Origin of the sequence: Vibrio sp. MM46, from assembly GCF_027587135.1 — a bacterium.
GTDB classification, from domain to species: Bacteria; Pseudomonadota; Gammaproteobacteria; order Enterobacterales; family Vibrionaceae; genus Vibrio; species Vibrio harveyi.
This window is the reverse complement of record NZ_JAPPTO010000012.1, coordinates 95,714-113,725: the sequence shown is the minus strand read 5'-3', so window position 1 is coordinate 113,725 and position 18,012 is coordinate 95,714. Positions and strand designations below refer to the sequence as shown.

At 43.2% G+C, this 18,012-nt stretch carries 15 protein-coding genes; 3 read left to right on the top strand and 12 right to left on the bottom strand.

Annotation, left to right across the window (positions count from 1 at the left end; translation table 11 throughout):
- Position 1: 1 nt before the first annotated feature.
- The 10 genes from OH459_RS15100 to malK all read right to left on the bottom strand — a co-directional run bounded on the left by OH459_RS15100 (position 2) and on the right by malK (position 11,883).
- A complete protein-coding gene (locus tag OH459_RS15100; protein WP_009697149.1) occupies positions 2-1,033 on the bottom strand; it encodes a glycosyltransferase in 1,032 nt (343 codons plus the stop codon).
- Entirely contained in the window at positions 1,033-1,863 is an 831-nt protein-coding gene (locus OH459_RS15095) for a putative capsular polysaccharide synthesis family protein (protein ID WP_050936119.1), read from the bottom strand. The genes OH459_RS15100 and OH459_RS15095 overlap by 1 nt, the downstream gene beginning before the upstream one ends.
- Before the next feature lie 72 nt (positions 1,864-1,935).
- The gene (locus OH459_RS15090; RefSeq protein WP_269987518.1) at positions 1,936-3,186 is read right to left on the bottom strand and encodes an O-antigen ligase family protein; all 1,251 of its coding nucleotides are present in this window, start codon (positions 3,184-3,186) and stop codon (positions 1,936-1,938) included.
- Positions 3,152-4,204 carry a glycosyltransferase gene (locus OH459_RS15085; protein ID WP_009697146.1) on the bottom strand — a complete coding sequence of 351 codons (1,053 nt, stop codon included), beginning with the start codon at positions 4,202-4,204 and terminating at the stop codon, positions 3,152-3,154. Before OH459_RS15085 ends, OH459_RS15090 begins: the two co-directional genes overlap by 35 nt.
- Before the next feature lie 2 nt (positions 4,205-4,206).
- On the bottom strand, positions 4,207-5,016 hold the full coding sequence (locus tag OH459_RS15080) for a putative capsular polysaccharide synthesis family protein (RefSeq protein WP_017188677.1): 810 nt from the start codon (positions 5,014-5,016) through the stop codon (positions 4,207-4,209).
- Positions 4,994-7,189, bottom strand: a complete 2,196-nt coding sequence (locus OH459_RS15075; protein WP_005453395.1) for a GumC family protein — start codon at positions 7,187-7,189, stop codon at positions 4,994-4,996. The genes OH459_RS15080 and OH459_RS15075 overlap by 23 nt, the downstream gene beginning before the upstream one ends.
- Positions 7,189-7,722 (bottom strand): polysaccharide biosynthesis/export family protein, encoded by a 534-nt coding sequence (locus OH459_RS15070; protein WP_005453398.1) that lies wholly within the window; start codon positions 7,720-7,722, stop codon positions 7,189-7,191. The genes OH459_RS15075 and OH459_RS15070 overlap by 1 nt, the downstream gene beginning before the upstream one ends.
- Before the next feature lie 12 nt (positions 7,723-7,734).
- Entirely contained in the window at positions 7,735-8,961 is a 1,227-nt protein-coding gene (locus tag OH459_RS15065) for an outer membrane beta-barrel protein (RefSeq protein ID WP_005453399.1), read from the bottom strand.
- Positions 8,951-10,351 (bottom strand): undecaprenyl-phosphate glucose phosphotransferase, encoded by a 1,401-nt coding sequence (locus OH459_RS15060; protein ID WP_005453401.1) that lies wholly within the window; start codon positions 10,349-10,351, stop codon positions 8,951-8,953. The genes OH459_RS15065 and OH459_RS15060 overlap by 11 nt, the downstream gene beginning before the upstream one ends.
- Before the next feature lie 413 nt (positions 10,352-10,764).
- Positions 10,765-11,883 (bottom strand): maltose/maltodextrin ABC transporter ATP-binding protein MalK, encoded by a 1,119-nt coding sequence (gene malK / locus OH459_RS15055; protein ID WP_005453403.1) that lies wholly within the window; start codon positions 11,881-11,883, stop codon positions 10,765-10,767.
- A 668-nt stretch (positions 11,884-12,551) separates the two neighbouring features.
- Between malK and malE the strand changes: the two genes are divergently transcribed.
- The 3 genes from malE to malG all read left to right on the top strand — a co-directional run bounded on the left by malE (position 12,552) and on the right by malG (position 16,288).
- A complete protein-coding gene (gene malE, locus OH459_RS15050) occupies positions 12,552-13,730 on the top strand; it encodes a maltose/maltodextrin ABC transporter substrate-binding protein MalE (RefSeq protein WP_005453405.1) in 1,179 nt (392 codons plus the stop codon).
- An 80-nt stretch (positions 13,731-13,810) separates the two neighbouring features.
- Entirely contained in the window at positions 13,811-15,385 is a 1,575-nt protein-coding gene (gene malF / locus OH459_RS15045) for a maltose ABC transporter permease MalF (RefSeq protein WP_005453407.1), read from the top strand.
- A gap of 12 nt (positions 15,386-15,397) precedes the next feature.
- Positions 15,398-16,288 carry a maltose ABC transporter permease MalG gene (gene malG, locus OH459_RS15040; protein ID WP_269987512.1) on the top strand — a complete coding sequence of 297 codons (891 nt, stop codon included), beginning with the start codon at positions 15,398-15,400 and terminating at the stop codon, positions 16,286-16,288.
- Positions 16,289-16,657: 369 nt separating this feature from the next.
- Here malG and OH459_RS15035 read toward each other — a convergent pair whose 3' ends face one another.
- Together OH459_RS15035 and OH459_RS15030 are read right to left on the bottom strand one after the other, a co-directional pair.
- Positions 16,658-16,903 (bottom strand): hypothetical protein, encoded by a 246-nt coding sequence (locus tag OH459_RS15035; protein WP_005453409.1) that lies wholly within the window; start codon positions 16,901-16,903, stop codon positions 16,658-16,660.
- Positions 16,904-17,065: 162 nt separating this feature from the next.
- Positions 17,066-17,551 (bottom strand): acyl-CoA thioesterase, encoded by a 486-nt coding sequence (locus OH459_RS15030; protein WP_005453411.1) that lies wholly within the window; start codon positions 17,549-17,551, stop codon positions 17,066-17,068.
- Positions 17,552-18,012 lie beyond the last annotated feature (461 nt).

Here is an 18,012-nt window from a genome sequence, read left to right as displayed (position 1 = left end):
TCTAGCTGTAAATGCTGATTAGCGCGATTCGTTGTTTTTCTTCACTAAATGTTTCATTGAGCTCCTTTGAGTACTGATTGAAGTCAATATCGTGGTAGTGATTAATGCAATGGGTGATTTGTTTTGCCATCTCTTGTGGACCTTGTGCCAAGAAAGGGTAGTTAAGATCTTTGGTGGCACCGATAGAGCGAATGACCATAGGTAAATGCAGCTTCGCCGCTTCAAGAATGGTCAGCGGCATACCTTCCCAAGCAGCAGTATGTAAGTACAAATCCGAAGTTTTGAGTAGGCTAACGACTTCATCTCGTGGAATCATGCCCGTGACTTTAATACCTTGTGCACGTAACTGATCTTCAAGCTCTCTCTCGCCGCCACCAATCCAAGTGATATCAATATCATGTGCTAACTCAGCCTTTTTGATTTGACCGAGTGTATCAAGCAAGAACTGAGGATCTTTTTGTGGAGCGACTCGTCCTAGAATGACCAATTTCAGTTGAGTTTTGTTAGTATTTGGACTGCGCTCTTCGCTACCATAGGTTACGTAGTTATTGAGTAACTCAGCGCGCTTAGCGCCTATGCTGATGGCTAAATCGCATTCGCGTTGACTGCACCCAGCAACAACATCGATTTTTTTGAGCGCGATTTTTTCTAACGTCTTGTAAATCTGTTTGGCAAAATTGGAAATATCTTCACGTTCAAATGCATAACAGTGGGGCGTGTAGATAAGGCGAGCATGACCGAGCTTTAAGAATCGACCGAGGAAGCCCGCTTTACTTGAGTGCAAGTGAACAAAATCTGGCTTGATCTCCGCAATGAATGCGTTTGCGTCCTTCATGAATTGCAATAAGTTGCCCTCTACCCATTTTGTGTGGCTAAAGACATGGTTGCTTGATTCATTAGTCATATCATTTGAGCGAGCACGAGCAAGCAATGAATGTTCGAATGCTTCGCTACGCGAAGAGTGAACGTAGCTGTAGAGTGCTGTTTGAACCCCACCGCCAAAAGCTTCGGTTATGTGCAGTACTTTTTTCATTATGCTTTGGTCCCTGGAGTTTGCTTCCACTTGTTCTTAAATGCTTCACGATCTTGCTCTGAGTAAAGGTGACGATAAAGAGGAAGATCGTACATGTAGAAAAGCTTGGAGAAGTCGTAACGCTCTTTAAAGTACTGATGGATATTGGAATACCACTTGTTCTTTGCTTCGTTGCTGTTTTTAAGAATAAAATCATCAAGCTGAAGAAACTCACCGATCTCTTTATCAAGGGAGCTCAGCTGTTCGCATTTAATTAGAATGACACTCGCTTTTTCATTACTGAATGTATAAAAAGGTTGAGTGTTATCAATCTCTTGGCGAAGTACATCGATGTTGAAGTTACGTTTAAGCTCGTTATCGAACCAGTTAGCAAAATAATTAAGGTTAAGGTAGTTATCGAAGCAATGCTCTAAATGTTTGTAAGTCACATCCATATCGCGATGGATAGCGTCGTTTTTCTTGCCTTCGATGAATTGAATATGCAGGTCTTGGAAAAAGCGGGAGAAAACCGTTGCAATTGGGTCACGTACCAGAGTCACAATCTTGATGTTGTCGCGCTTTTGTAAGATGCGTTTTCTTTTGTTGAGAACAAGGCGATACATGGTGCGTTTTTTAAAGTCGAAGAATTTACTCACATCTTTTTTATTGTGGTACATCTGGAACTCTTCGTGATCATCAAACGTGTGGATGTGGTAGCTCGGAATTTTACGCTCACTCAAAGTATGCTCAATAGACGACGAACCGACTTTACCCATTTGGTAAACCAGCACGAAATTGTCTGCTTGAAGTTCTCGGTTTTTCTCAAATTGTCGAGAGATTGAATATTTCATTTATCCTATCCTTGATAGCTTTAAATTGTTTGCTCTTCGCCATTTCTATTTGTTGGTTGGTGGCGAAATCAGTTAATTGGGTTTTGAATCATGAGCAGGTTGAGAGTGGAACTCTGCCGAAACGGTTGTCTCTTGCTGGAGGTTATAATGCCTTGCTTTACTGATCATGACGGGTAGTAAAAGTATTAAAATGATGGTGGTATTCACGGCGACAAAAAACACCATGATTAGAGCGTAGATTGCGAGTAGGAAGCTCTTTCTATTCTCTTCCAATGAGTTGAAACAGCCCTTCATAAAGTGCACATAACCACCAAATAACAACAAAATGCCTAATAGCCCGTATTCGATAGAGGTATCTAGAACAAAGTTGTGGGTGTAAATCGCTAACTCATCGTAGTTAAAGTAGTTGATCATGTAGTGAGGTAACATCTTTGCTCCGACACCTAAAATTGGATATTGAAGCAAGATGTCTAACCCGTTTGCCAAGAGCAATTTACGGTGTAAATTGGAGACCCAACGCGCTTCACTTTGGTTGGCAAATAGGATGTCTTCTTGAGTAATTTCGAGCTTGTCTGCAAGCTGGTCAAAACCCACGTAAAGCGTTGTTGATACGACGAAGAAGATGACCAAACTTACCCCAATCAGAACAGTCCAAGTGTAGGTCTCACTGATGGTTTGTCGTACTAATCGCTTGATCACCAGTTGATCCATAAAAACCAACAAACAAAAACCGAGCAACGCTTTTCTCTCTTGAGAAAGAACCAGTAGTACGAATGCAAATAGCATTAATAGGGGAAAGGCGCGGATTTTGTCTCTGTAAAGGTAGAGTAGGGAGCAGAGAACACCGAAGGCGTACTTACTCACGCCCAATAGCTTGAATCCACTCTGGTAGCCTTGTGAGAAGTGCCACAGCGAAACAAGAGAGCAAATCACCAGTAAGCTGTATGTAAAATAGACCATGATTCGGTCGTCGTTAAAGACACCGTAGGCGTAAAGCAAACACAGCAAACTTAATATGGCAACCCATTGAACTGTCTCCGTAACCAAAGGCATAAATGGGACACGATTAAGAAGTCCATTGACAAAAACATAGCTGGTAAACAGTAATAAGAAGCCCATGCGAGGATGTAGCAATGCATGGGTTTTACCTTCCAGTATGATAAGAGCCACCAAACCGATCGAGAGCAAGCTTGCAATATCGGAAGGTGCGAGTACGAGGCTACCTGCTCCCACTTTAAATGGTGCGAAAAAGAGGGAGAGCGTAATTGCTGCCAGTAATGAGATGCGACTACTTACTGGTGCAGAGTTGCTGGTAAAGTCCATAGTAACCGTCTCGGAATTTGTCGATGGTGTATAACTTGGCGCGATTAACTGAGTACTCGCTTGCTCTGTTGTACATTTCTTGGGTGGTGCAAAGTTGAGTTAATTTGTGGGCAAGTTGCTTTGAATCTCCCAGATCAAACAGGTATTCGCTGCTGCCCATGACTTCATCTAATCCAGGTACGTCAGAAGACAATACTGGCAAACCTGCTGCCATCGCCTCAACCGCAGCTAAACCGAAGCCTTCCACTTTAGAAGACTGGACGTATACGTCGATGTCGCTCAGGAATGACGGAATATCAGAGATGATGCCGTGAAAATGAACCCTTTCGGCAATATTGAGTTGATGACTAAGAGACTGTAGTTCGGTGCGTTTACTACCATCTCCCGCTAAGTGAAGCTCATAATTGGTCGGCATTAGGGCAGTCGCACGAATCAAGGTTTCATGGTCTTTATGCTCATGCAGTCTTCCGACCATACCGATATTAATAACTGGCTTTTGTAGCACTGAACTGGCGGACTTTGCGACCATTGGAAAACGTTCGAGATCAACGCCATTGTGTACAACACGATATTTGTGTTGGTAGTGAGGCATGAATTTCACGAGCTCTTCTTGCACTTTTTCACTGATGCTAACAGTAAGGTTATGACCTCTGTAAAGCAGGTGTTCCATGAATTTGAATAGGGGGTAGTCACGGCGGCGGTTATAAGAACAATGCTCGGTTTGAATTCGTTTTTTCCCCACAGCTAATAGCGCGAGATAGATGGAAGGATATAGGTGACCATGAACTAAATCAGGCCAACGCAACAGTGACCACTTTTCTTTTAGTGAAAGCGTTTTCCAGTTAAAACATTCGATGCCTTGAGCAGATAACAAGTCCAGATAGTCGTTGTCATCGCACAATACAAGAATCTTTATATCGTATTGAGGTGCGTGTTCCATCACAAGATCCACAAGGAATTTTTGCGCGCCCCCATTTTTGGATAAGTCATTGATGATGTGAAGTATTTTTGTTTTCATAATTAGGCAGATAAGTAATCTTTTTTGAACTTTTCGATCTCAGATGCAGAAAAGAAATGCTTAGTGAATTTAGAAGTGAGCATTTCTTCAATGAGCGCTACTTTGGGATGAAAAGTACGTTTAAATTCAACAAGAAGAGGGGAGTACCACTTGTTATCGGCTTGGTTGTCATGCTGCACCTTTACTTCTTGTTGTAAAAAGGTGCTAATTGCTTTTTGTGACTGATCGAGTTTATCGACACGAACAACCATAAGAGAGAAGTTGTCCTTTTGGTAAACTTGATATCCAAGCTCATGATCAAAAGGGTGTGTAAACACGTCGATGCCAGTGAGTGGCTTGATTTCATTATCAAACCATTCCAATGGATATTGATGGTTTACATGCTCCTCAAAAGCTTCATGTAACAATTGAGAACGTTCAGAGCGTACTGCACTGTCATCGTTTAAGTACTTTGCCGCCATCCAGAATGGTAGGGATTGGAAGAACATGGATATGTTTCGACCAATCGGCTCACGCACTAAAGAAATGATGCGGACTTGTTTCTTACGCTTGAGCATGCGACTCATGATCAAGCGCTTTAATAAGCGCTTGATGTAGTTAGTCGCAGGGTTATGCAGTTGTGCACGAACTGGAGATATCTGTTTTTCTGCATCGATAGACATCAGATCGTGTAGATGAATCGATTTTGGAATCGATTTCTCCAACGCGCTCGACCCCACTTTTCCCATTTGATAAATCAGTACCGGGCTGTCCTGCTCCTTTAACAGTTGGTACCACTGCATGCTAAGGCTAATAGGCGTACTGCTGGACATAATTCGCTTCTCCTTCCTTTGATTTTGCCTGAGTAATCAGAACGCCAAGCGAAGGAACTGAGTGTTGAATTTGTTTAGATAGCGCTGCGTTAACCAATGATGCCTTGGTCGATTCTGATCGGATTACCGTAATTAATCCGTTTGCTTTCTTACCTAGAATGAGTGCATCGCTCACTGATAGCAGTGGAGGCGTATCAATAATGATGCGGTCATATTTCCCCTTGAGGTATTCGATCAATTTGTCGAAACGATCGGATGCCAACAACTCTTGTGGGTTTGGTGGAATAATCCCTGCAGGCAATACATCTAGATTCGCCTCCTCGCTGCGAACAATACACTCACTTAGCGATGTATCCATCGTAAGGATATTGGTGAGTCCAGGGCTCGACTCCGAGATATTAAAACGTTTGGCGATCGATGGTCTGCGTAAGTCACAATCGATGATCAAGACTTTCTCCATGGTGGAAAAAGACACTGCCATATTGATGCTCGTTGATGTTTTGCCTTCTTCTGGAATAGCTGAAGTGAAAGGGAGCACTCTCTGTTTCGAGTTTGTTAATCTGAGCAGGAGAGAGGTTCTGACCGAGCGGCAGGCTTCGCTGAACAGTTTCTCATCTTTGTCGAGATAAGCGGTATAGCTCACCCCACCTTTGCGTAGATTACGCTTTTTCACTCTTGGTATTGTGCCTAGGCAGGTGACACCCAGCTTTTCTTGTACATCTGAAGAAGTACGAATCACTTCACGCAATGTTTCTAAAATGATGACAAGCGCACAGGCAATAGCAAAACCAAAGAAGGTCGCAATTAACACCAGCTTCATACGTTGTGGCGCAATCGGGAAAAGCGGAATGATTGCTGGATCAGTAAAACGCGCAGTGACGTTTTTGTAATCGCTAGTGGCGCTGGTCTCTTTCTCGCGGTTCAAAAACGCTTCATACAAATCTTTGTTCGATTCGACCTCTCGCTTCAGTTGCTCATACTTGGCTTTTTGGGAGCCTAACATTTGGAAATCTGACTTTTTGCTGTCTAATTCCGCGCGAAGCATATCTTCTTGCGCTTTCGCTGCGAGTAAGTCTTGTTGTTTGCTGAATGAGATTTCGCGAATCAGCTGTTGAGTTCGGGTGCGAATTGAATCTAGCTGAGCCCTAGCTTGAACCATACGGTCATGCTTTGGTCCATAGCGTTGAGAAAGCTCAGAGACATTTTTCTCAGCTTGAGCTTCAGAAAGTTTAAGATCGCGGATCTGCGCTTGGTTTGCAAATTCGTCGATAGACAGAAGGCTATCTAAGTCTTGTGAAGATTTACGCTTCAAAAGGTCGATCAGAGTCTGCGCTTCAATACGGTTGTTAATCGCGGCATTTAACTTGCGGCTTAGCTCTTCGAGTTCACTGGCGTAGATATCATCAATACCATTGATATCAATAAGACCTTCTTGCAATAAGAAGTCTTGTAGCGCTTGCTCAGACGTTCTCAAGCGTTGTTCTAGCTTTTGTGAGTTATTGGTCAACCAAGTCGCTGCGTTTTGAGTAATTACTAGCTTGGCTTCGAAGTTGGTATCGATGTATGCCTGACCGACGGCATTCGCAATCTTGGTAGCAAGCTCGGGATCAGTAGAGCGAAAGCGAATTTTCACTAGCTGAGTGTTACGTACAGGTTCGATCTCTAGCTTCTCTTTGAATGCTTGAAGAGCTTGGTAGTATGGCTTTGCATGCTGTTGAGTTTCTTCAGGGTTTGGAGACACTCGTAACACATCTTGTACTAGTGGGATGGACTTAATCTCATCGATTTTCTGCTCAAATCTACTTGACCCTGTGAACTCAGGGTGCTGGGTTAAGTTAAGCTGAGTAATCACTTTGTCGGCAATGTGATTTGATTTAAGAATGGCGATTTGAGTTTGAAAGTACTCTTTTTTAGTGGTGTCCACGCCGTACACTTCTTCAATTGAGAGTGCACTTTTTTGCTCTTCTTGAATAAGAAGGGTAGCAGTGGCTTGGTATACCGACTTTTTCGAATAGATATACCAAGTGCAAGTGAGAGAAAAGATGATGGTAAACGCTAAAATGCTTAACCAATTCTTTTTAAGTGTTCGGTAGTGATGCCCAAAACGAATCAACTCGATGCGATTGGAAGAAGGATGAGTAGAATGAATTCCGTTCATTGAATTGCCTGTCATTAGAAGAAGCTCTGATCGATAAATACAATGTCGCCAGGCTCTACCGAGCGCTGCATGTTGACGCTTTCAACAGTTTTACCTGTTGCATGTTGGGTAAGGTTGATACTTTTTCTTGATGCTCGATCGGTCAAACCACCGGCTAGAGCGATCGCTTTTTCTATGGTGAGCCCTGGTTGATATTCAAACCCACCTGGTTTTCTTACTTCACCGTTCACATAGAAAAGTCGAAAGCTGTTGATTGTGACCATGACTTTAGGGTTAATGAGGTAATCACCTTTTAGCCCGGTTTCTATTTCGTATTTCAGCTGTTTTGGTGTTTTGTTGATCGCCTTGATGCGTCCTAGGTATGGGTAATCGAAGTAGCCATCTGACGTAATTAGGATGTTTTTTATCGTCAGATCTTCTTCGCCATACACTTGTACAGAAATGGTATCGCCTGTATCGAGCAAATAATCTTGCTCACTGGTATTTGCCGAAACAAAGGCGCTAAATAGAACCAGCGTTAAGCCAAGCAGCGTTGTTAAAAGGTTCATTGATATTCCTTGTTATAAAGAGAATCGGGCACTGATAGACCAAACGTTTTGGTCAAAACTATAGCCCTGCAAGTTGGAGTTTTTATCTTGATAGCGCCAATCTGCCTTAAGTAGTACCCAGCGCTTAATTTGATAATCCACACCTGCGGACAAGGCGTAGCGATCCTCGTTACGTGTGACGCCGGTATAGTCATCTTGCTGATAGAGTGCTTCTAAACGTGTGGTTAAGTAGCTGTTCCAATCTTGCTTGAGCGCTAGCGTATAACGAGTTTGCAAGTTGTAATCGCCATCCTGATCTGGGCTAACCGCAGCTTGAGTCGTCTTTAAGGTCAGGAGCGTGTGTTCCTGTGGTTGCCATTCCAATCCGATATCCCAACTAAATCCCTCGAAGGTTTCTCTTTGATGACTATCGAAGTCCTTTATTTGGTAACCCAATCGCGCGATACCTTGTGTTTTCCCCGTGACTTCCCACTGAGCACCGGTGTAATAGAAGCCCGAGTGATTATCTTTGGAAGGTACATTTGGATTATCTGTTTGATAATCTGTTAAGGTTTGTTTTGTTCCGATTAACCAATAAGTCCTGGGTGTGGCGCGCAAATAAAATTCGAGATGCGCGCTCGGCGCTCGAAAGTCGTTGTATTTGGTTTTAGAGTCAGGCTTTCCTGGCAGTCCATCACGGTAGTTCTGATAGGTTTTATCTTGGTAACCTATACCAAACTCAAACCGTCCTTTTGAACCGTCAGAGCCCAATATGTAATTGGATCTGAAAACATTGCGATGAAACTCCAACGGATCGGTAATTTTGTTTCCTTGCCCCTCAGTAAACTCTTCACCTTTTTCTTCATGCTGAGCGCGAAATTGGTAATCCAAGACCAAGCGGTTACGATGATTAAACTCAAAGAAGTTAGTGAATTGAATAAGATGATCATCGTAATCATTTTGTTCATCAGAGGAGAAGCCCGCGCTTAACTTATAAAGCAAGTCTGCACGGTATTGATTGCGTTCAATCTTTGTTAATAGGCTTGGCTCAACACCCCAAATATTTACTGATTCAACGTTTTCACCTTGGTCAGCTTTCGCAATGTTGTCATTGCCTTCATAAAACACGCCTACGGTAGGAATAAACTCAATGCCTGATTCGGTTCTGTAAGCCATCGGTTCTGCCATTGAAGCAGCAGAGCTTAGTACTAGAACAACCCCCAAGTACGTCTTTTTTATCATGATCGACTTAGTACGCATTTGAACCTGTAAATCCTTTGAATATCGTCAGGAAGATGATTTTGATGTCCATCCAAACTGACCATTGGTGGATGTAATCCAAATCGAACTCGACACGCTTTTCCATTTTATCGAGTGTATCGGTCTCACCACGGTAGCCATTGATTTGCGCCCAGCCTGTGATGCCTGGTTTTACTTTGTGTCTTAACATGTAACGGTCGACGATTTGGCGATATTCCTCATTGTGTGAAACCGCATGCGGACGCGGACCGACAATCGACATCGTGCCTTGCAGAACATTGATAAACTGGGGCAGTTCATCAAGAGAAGTGCGACGTAGGAATCCACCAAATGGTGTAATGCGAGGATCGTTTTTGGTGGCTTGTTTTACGTCGTTCCCTTGCTCCATCGTGGTCATTGAACGGAACTTCCAAACTTCAATTTTTCTGCCATCCAATCCGTAGCGGAATTGCTTAAAGATAACCGGACCTTTAGATGTAGCTTTAATGCCGATAGCAATTGCGAGTAGGATTGGTGAAATAAGAAGCAAGATAATGCTTGATAAAACAATATCTTCTAGACGTTTTACCCATGATGAAATACCAGCGAAAGGTGTATCGAAAACGCTGAGTGTTTGAACTTGACCTATTTGATCCCAACGAGAGTGCAGTAAGTTGTAGGTAAAGAAATCAGGGATAAGGTAAGTGTTCGCCGTGGTGTCTGAAAACTGAGTCAGGAATGATGCAATACGCTCGTTAGCGTGCATTGGCATAGCGATATAAACGTAATCCACTTCACCGCGTTTAGCTCGTTCTAAGGCTAGACCAACATTGCCTTTTATTGGGTATTCGGATTCTGGCAATCGGTCTTTAGAGCGCTCATCGTAGAAACCATCAAATAAGACACCATGCTCTGTGTGGCTTTCTAGTTCATTTGCAAGTGTTAAACCGTGTGGCGTTTGACCAATAATGATTGCAGTTCTAGTGTTGTAGCCCATCTTTCTCATGTATGCCAAGACCGCACGAAACGCAACGCGCCAAGAAAGAAGTAGTACTGGTGTAATTAAGAACCAAGATGCAAGAATGTAGCGCTCGAACAAGACATGTACTTGAGAAAAGTACAGAACCATAAACAGGAAGGTGCAGGTCACTAACCATGAAATGCACAGGATAAATATTTGTTCTTTAAATGAACTGGTGCGCCAAGAACGATATAGCTTTCCGCTCTCAGCCATGATGAGGAAAGAAACGCTGCCTACGAAAGATAGGATAACGTAATCTTTGTAGAGTGACGTGTTGGCATCTTTGACAACCAAAAACAGCATAAACGAGACGATGACTACGAGATCAGAGATGCGGTATAAAAATGCGAATTCCATCTCATGAGAACGTATGAGTCCTTTGTGTTTCATAACCTAATTTCCCTTAAGACACGCTACCGCCATTGGGTGTCGTTTCCCAATATCCGTGTCGTTAACGCTTTTTAGTGATAAATAAAATGTGTTTGTCGGTGACCGCAGAAAACCGATCTATCAATCACCATAATTCGGAAATTAGTTTAAAAATTCGCTCTGTTTAGGTAAGTGGAAATAAGAATGAAATTTAGACCTTCGGCTAATATTGGCAGTTTAGGAAAAACTTAATACTTGTCTGAGTAGGGCGGGTAAAAGTACTAATCGTAAAGGATTGAAAAGAAACTAAGGTTTTAATTTGCTTATGGTCTATCGAATTAATTCTTAGGACGGAAAATTAATACGTTAGTTTCGGAAATAAAAAATCCCTCTCGAATGAGAGGGATTGGTAGCAAGCAAAGGTGAAAGAAGTTTTACTCGAAATCTACGCCGTTTTCTTTATGTAGTCGGCGGCATGCGCGACCATCGCTGTGGAATAGGTGACAACGATGTGCAGGGATACCGATTTCTAGTTTGTCACCAGACTCTACTGGTAGTGTATCTGGTTGACGGTAGATAACGTCTGCGTCCGCCCCTTCTAGGTTTAGGTAAACTTGAGTCTCGTTACCTAGTTTCTCTACGATCATCACTTCACCGTGAATTGTCGCATCAGCGTCAACGGCTTGAACTAAGTGCTCTGGGCGAATACCTAGTGACATACGGTCACCGCGGTTCACCGTCGTACCATCTACTGGGATCCAGAATGATACACCGTTAGAAAGTTGTACTTTTACGCGCTCTGATTCGACTTCGTCAATGAAAACACTCATGAAGTTCATCTTTGGTGAACCAATGAAACCAGCAACAAAACGGTTTTGTGGGTAGTGGTAAAGCTCTAATGGCTTACCAACTTGTGATACATAACCACCATCAAGAACGACAATTTTGTCAGCCATTGTCATCGCTTCAACCTGATCGTGCGTAACGTAGATCATGGTACAACCAAGCTGGCGTTGTAGCTTCGTGATTTGCGCACGCATGTTTACGCGCAGTGCTGCGTCCAAGTTTGATAATGGTTCATCAAGAAGGAATACATCTGGTTGAGACACAAGCGTACGACCGATCGCAACACGTTGACGTTGACCACCAGAAAGTGCTTTTGGTTGACGCTCTAGCAGGTGACCCAACTGTAGAATTTCTGCTGCGTGTTCAACACGCTTATCGATTTCAGCTTTGTCAGCTTTTGCTAGTTTCAGACCAAATGACATGTTGTCATATAGGTTTAGGTGTGGGTAAAGAGCATAAGACTGGAACACCATACCAACACCACGTTTGGATGGTTCTACGTCATTCATGCGCTGGTCACCAATATACAAATCACCTGAAGTAATGTCTTCAAGACCGGCAATACAACGTAGCAGGGTAGATTTACCACAACCTGATGGACCTACGAAAACAACGAATTCACCTTCGTTGATCTCTAGATCTACGTTCTTAGAAATCAGTACGTCGCCATACGCTTTACAAACATTTTTTAACGTGACACTCGCCATGTAGCTCGTCCTCGATCAATTTTTATTATTCACCGCTCATCATTATATGAATTATCTAGCGAGCAGTAACAGTAGGAATCGGTAAGTTATTGGGATTGGTAAGAAAAACAGGGTAGCGCTCCAAATGTCCTGAACTGGAGCACTACCCATCATAGCCAAATACGAGTTTCTCTCCCCCACATTATTCGTGTTGTCTCCCCCGTGAAATAATTACCACAAACAACACCAATAATGACATTCCACTCGTATGGCAATGAAAAACCAGCAAATCTTTTCACCTATAGGGTAGGTACTGCTGGGAAAGGGTTCTTACCATCCACTCTTGGATGACTGCAGTTTCTAAGATTGTGTTCACTGCTACATCCTCCTAATCGAAATAATTGTAGGGGGAGTAGGCGGGGAGGAGTCAAAAAGGAGGAGTAGAGTGGGAGTTGGGCTGAAATCACATTATTGCGTGACCTAAAGTTGAAACCGATCACAGGAAGTATTCATTTTGTGATTTGAGTCTCTAACCCTTGGCGATTCAGATCACGAAAATACGTCATAATTGCAAGGGCGTAGGGATTAGGAGGATGAGACATATAGGATTATTTCAGATGATATATGTCGAAATACGGCTGAACCTCAATGGACTAGCCCTACATCAAAAATATAAAAAGGATACGAACATGAAAAAATTAAGCGCTGTAGCACTAGGTACTCTTGTTGCTTTGGGTTCTTTTGGTGCTAATGCTGCCATCGAAGAAGGACAACTGACTATCTGGATCAACGGCGACAAAGGCTATAACGGTCTTGCTGAAGTTGGTAAGAAGTTTGAAGAAGACACTGGCATCAAGGTAACAGTGGCTCACCCAGACGGTCTACAAGACAAGTTCCCTCAAACTGCAGCGACAGGTGATGGTCCTGATATCGTATTCTGGGCTCACGACCGTTTCGGTGGCTACGCAGAATCTGGTCTACTAGCTGAAATCAAACCATCTAAAGAAATTCAAGACGGCATCGTTGATTTTGCATGGGATGCAGTTCGTTACGACGGCAAACTTATCGGTTACCCAGTAGCAGTTGAGTCTCTATCTCTAATCTACAACAAAGACCTTGTTCCAAACCCACCTAAGACTTGGGAAGAAGTAGCAGCGCTAGACGCGAAGCTTAAGAAAGACGGTAAGTCTGCAATCATGTGGAACCTAAAAGAACCGTACTTCACATGGCCACTAATGGCAGCTGATGGCGGTTACGCGTTTAAATACACATCTGAAGGTTACGACATTAAAGATGCTGGTATCGCGAAGGAAGGCGTGAAAGACGCGATGAACTTCGTTAAAGGTCTAGTAGACAAAGGCGTAATCTCTGCGGATATGGACTACTCAGTATCTGAGTCTGCGTTCAACCAAGGTACTGCAGCAATGACTATCAACGGTCCGTGGTCTTGGGGCAACATCGAGAAGTCTGGCATCAACTACGGTGTAACAACACTGCCTAAATTCCAAGGTCAGTCTTCTAAGCCATTCGTTGGTGTACTAACTGCTGGTATCAGCACTGCATCACCTAACAAAGACCTAGCGGTAGAGTTCATCGAGAACTACCTACTAACTAACGATGGTCTACGTATGGTTAACAACGACAAGCCTCTAGGTGCAGTAGCGCTTAACTCGTTCCAACGTGAGCTAGATTCAGATACTCGTATCGCAGCAACAATGGACAACGCGATGAACGGTGAAATCATGCCAAACATCCCACAAATGAATGCATTCTGGGGTGCAGCTAAGAACGCTATCATCAACGTTGTTGACGGTCGTCAAACTGTAGATGCTGCTCTAGCAGATGCAGAAAAACAAATGACTAAATAATTCAGTAATACCCTTTTTAAGGAGGGGGCAACTCCTCCTTACTTTTCTATATTTATCCTATATTCGCTAGCAGGTTCCCTATGCAGTCAGTTCAAGGTACAGATGCTATGACAGCACCAGAAGCCAGCCTACCAAGCAGCAAGAAAGTGTTCACCAAATGGGCACTATTGGGCACAGTCGGCATTATCAATGGCTACGCAACTATCTTAATGTATTCTCGCGGTGAGATTGCGTTTGCGCTACTTACGATCATTCTAACCGCATTAGCGCTATTCATTTTTGGTAGTAAGAAAACTTACGCTCACCGATACATCTACCCTGGTATTGCCGGGATGATTCTATTCATCCTGTTCCCTTTGGCATATACCGTCGGTCTGGCGTTTACTAACTACAGCGCGAAAAACCAGCTTTCTTTCGATCGTGCACAGACTGTACTGTTAGACAGAACTTATCAGAGTGGTGAAAGTTTCCCATTCACTCTGTACAAGACTGAGCAAGGTCACCAAATTGTTGTGAAGAAAGGCGACGAGCTATTAGCAACGCCAACCTTCCAACTTGACGGCTTCTCTGCAACGGATCTTGATTTAGCGCCTATCACTGAAGCGACTGGTGACAAAGAGCCAATCAAAACTATCGTTAAGAACCGTAGTGCACTAAGCAGCGTTGACTTGCACCTTCCAAGCGGCGATGACATTCGTATGAGCGGTCTACGTAAGTTCGCAGCTGTGGTTCCGCTATACACACTTCAAGATGATGGCGAATCACTGTTCAACAACCGTACTCAAGAACTATTGCGTCCAAACATGGATGTGGGTTACTACCAACCCGTTGATGAGAATGGTCAGTTTGTTGGCAACACAGTTTCTCCTGGTTTTGTCGTAAACATTGGTACAGATAACTTTGAGCGAGTTTGGAAAGACGACGGCATCAAAGAGCCTTTCATCAGTATCTTCATTTGGACGGTCGTATTCTCAATCCTGACGGTTGTGTTCACGCTAGTTATTGGCTTAGTTCTAGCGAGTGTTGTTCAGTGGGAGGAGCTGAAAGGTCGAGCAGTGTACCGAGTACTTTTGATTCTGCCTTATGCGGTTCCGGCGTTTATCTCAATCCTAATCTTTAAAGGTCTCTTCAACCAAAGCTTTGGTGAGATCAACATGGTATTGAACGCTATCTTTGGTATTAGCCCATCTTGGTTTTCTGACCCATTCCTAGCGAAAACCATGGTAATGATCGTGAACACTTGGCTTGGTTTCCCTTACATGATGATTCTATGTATGGGTCTACTAAAAGCGATTCCTGATGACCTTTATGAAGCGTCTGCAATCGATGGGGCGAACTTCGTCCAAAACTTTATGAAAGTAACGTTGCCTATGATGATTAAACCTCTGACTCCACTACTGATTGCGAGCTTTGCGTTTAACTTCAACAACTTCGTAATGATTCAGCTATTGACTGGCGGTGGTCCAAACATGATTGGTACTTCTGAGCCAGCGGGTTACACCGACCTACTAGTAAGCTACACGTACCGTATCGCGTTTGAAGGTGCAGGTGGTCAAGACTTCGGTCTAGCAAGTGCAATCGCAACGCTTATCTTCCTATTGGTTGGCGCGCTAGCACTATTGAACCTACGTTTCACTAAGCTATCTCAGGACTAAGGAGTAACGACCATGGCTATAGTACAAGGTAAATCTTTAAAGTACCGTGTATGGACGACCCATATTGCTCTTTGGGCTTTCCTGTCACTGATTATTTTCCCACTGCTGATGATCATTGCGATCTCATTCCGTGAGGGTAACTTTGCAACGGGTAGTCTGATTCCAGACAACCCATCGTTAGAGCACTGGAAGTTAGCACTAGGCTTCTCGGTAACAAATGCAGATGGTTCTGTAACACCACCTCCATTCCCAGTACTAACTTGGCTTTGGAACTCAGTAAAAGTTGCGGGTATCACGTCAATCCTTATCGTGGCACTGTCAACAACTTCGGCTTACGCGTTTGCACGTCTACGCTTCAAAGGTAAGAACACTATCTTGAAAGCGATGATGATCTTCCAAATGTTCCCGGCGGTACTTGCGCTTGTGGCTCTTTACGCATTGTTTGACAAACTAGGTCAGTACATTCCGTTCCTGGGGTTAAACACGCACGGTGGTTTGATCTTCTCTTACCTAGGTGGTATTGCACTGCACGTGTGGACCATTAAAGGTTACTTTGAGACGATTGATAACTCGCTAGAAGAGGCCGCGGCATTGGATGGTGCTACGCCATGGCAAGCGTTCCGTTTGGTACTACTACCACTATCTGTGCCAATTCTAGCTGTAGTGTTCATCTTGTCATTTATCGGTGTTGTAGGTGAGGTACCGGTAGCATCTCTACTACTTTCTGATGTAAACTCCTACACACTAGCAGTTGGTATGCAGCAGTACCTATACCCGCAGAACTATCTATGGGGTGATTTCGCAGCTGCAGCAGTATTGTCTGCACTACCAATTACAATCGTATTCTTGCTTGCACAACGCTGGTTAGTCGGTGGTCTGACAGCTGGTGGTGTGAAAGGATAATCTCAGTTGGTCTCTGAGAGAAAAGAATAACTAGAAAAGGGCGACCAAATGGTCGCCCTTATATTTAGCATCGATATTACGCTTTTGGTTTGGCCGCCGATCAGTAATATCAGGCTTTATTGGCGTTACGCATAGCTGGCTGTTAGCTTAGTTCCTTACGCTTTAATCACTAACAGTTTCTTGTAACCATAACCTGAGTCTCGACTCAGGTTTTTTTATACCCGTAGAATCTCTATGCTTTCTTGTTTCCGATACAGACTAACCAGTTTGCAATGGATTACACAGTGACATCAGAATGCCCTGCGTATCACTTCACAGAATTAATTTAAGCGTATTTAGAGGGAAGGGGCTGGATTTTCTGAGAAAGCGTTAAAACTCGCGGCTAGAGGGAGCACAGCCTACATATTGAAGTAAGGTATATAAACTTTCTTGCTGTAGAGCAACACGGCGGAATAGATCGGCAAAAGTTGAGTCACCACCAAAACAAGTTTGTATGTAATGGTTAATTTCTTCTTCGTTATAGCCTTCGACATACATGGTTCTGACCCACTGATATTCGACCGCTTTTAAATTGGTTAATGTATTTTCACTTAACGTGGTCTTTTTTAAGCTCAAGATCCAAACTCTACCCAACACCAAAATTGTGGGTGGATTTAACCAAATCAAAGTGAAAGATTTATGACAATTTGAACCTGGCATGAAGTGAATGACAGAACCATGACATTACTTCACGGGGACACCCAAGTGTCTGGAGGACACTTGGGTATATAAGTTGATTTATTTGAGATATTTGACGTGAGCTTCCATTTCTTCGCCAATCTGCTTGCGCATATTCATTAGGCGAATAGCCGATTGTTCGAGCGCTTTATCTTCTTCAGACTCCGGTTTCCACTTAGGAACATCAGTTGGCTTTCCGTCTTCGTCAACCGCAACCATGATGACGATGCAATGTGTTGTAAGGCGGTTTTTCAATTCTTTTGGATCGCTGGCTTGTACATCAATAGCAATGTGCATTGAACTGCGCCCCGTATAAATGACCTTGGCACTGACCTCGACTAAATTCCCAACATGAATTGGGGCGACAAAGCGAATACCACCTGCGTACGCGGTAATGCAGTATTTTCCACTCCAAGCTGCACTGCATGCGTAAGCTGCTAAATCGATCCACTTCATTACGGCGCCGCCGTGTACTTTGCCACCGAAGTTTACGTCTCCAGGTTCTGCAAGAAAACGAAGGGTAATGTCTCTTTGACCACTGCTCATCTGTCATTCCTTTGTGCGTTGTTTAGCTTCAATGTAACAGCAATGCAACGACTCTTAAATACGTCAGCAAAACATTTATCACATCAGTGTCGTTTCGAGTTGGATTAAGTAATCCAAAAGCTGGCTAAAAATCCTTCAAAAATCGAGTTTTATCATTTTATAGATAAAACATAAGTCACACTTATTAAAAAAATACGCTATTGATAAAAAGCGCACTAATTCAATTAATTGAATATCTGTTTTGTTGGTTATCTTACTTTTGAGAATGATGTGTCTTTGTTTGTAAGGGTTGTGTAAGGATCTGTAATTGTGGAATGAATATCACATAATTTAATTTATGAATAAATATTCATTTGGAATGCTGTTTGGTGATTGTTTGCTCAATTGCATACGGTTTAATTATTTCGTATGGTTCTGCCCGTTTTTTAATAACACTTTATGGTTAGTCTCTTGTTCCGTTT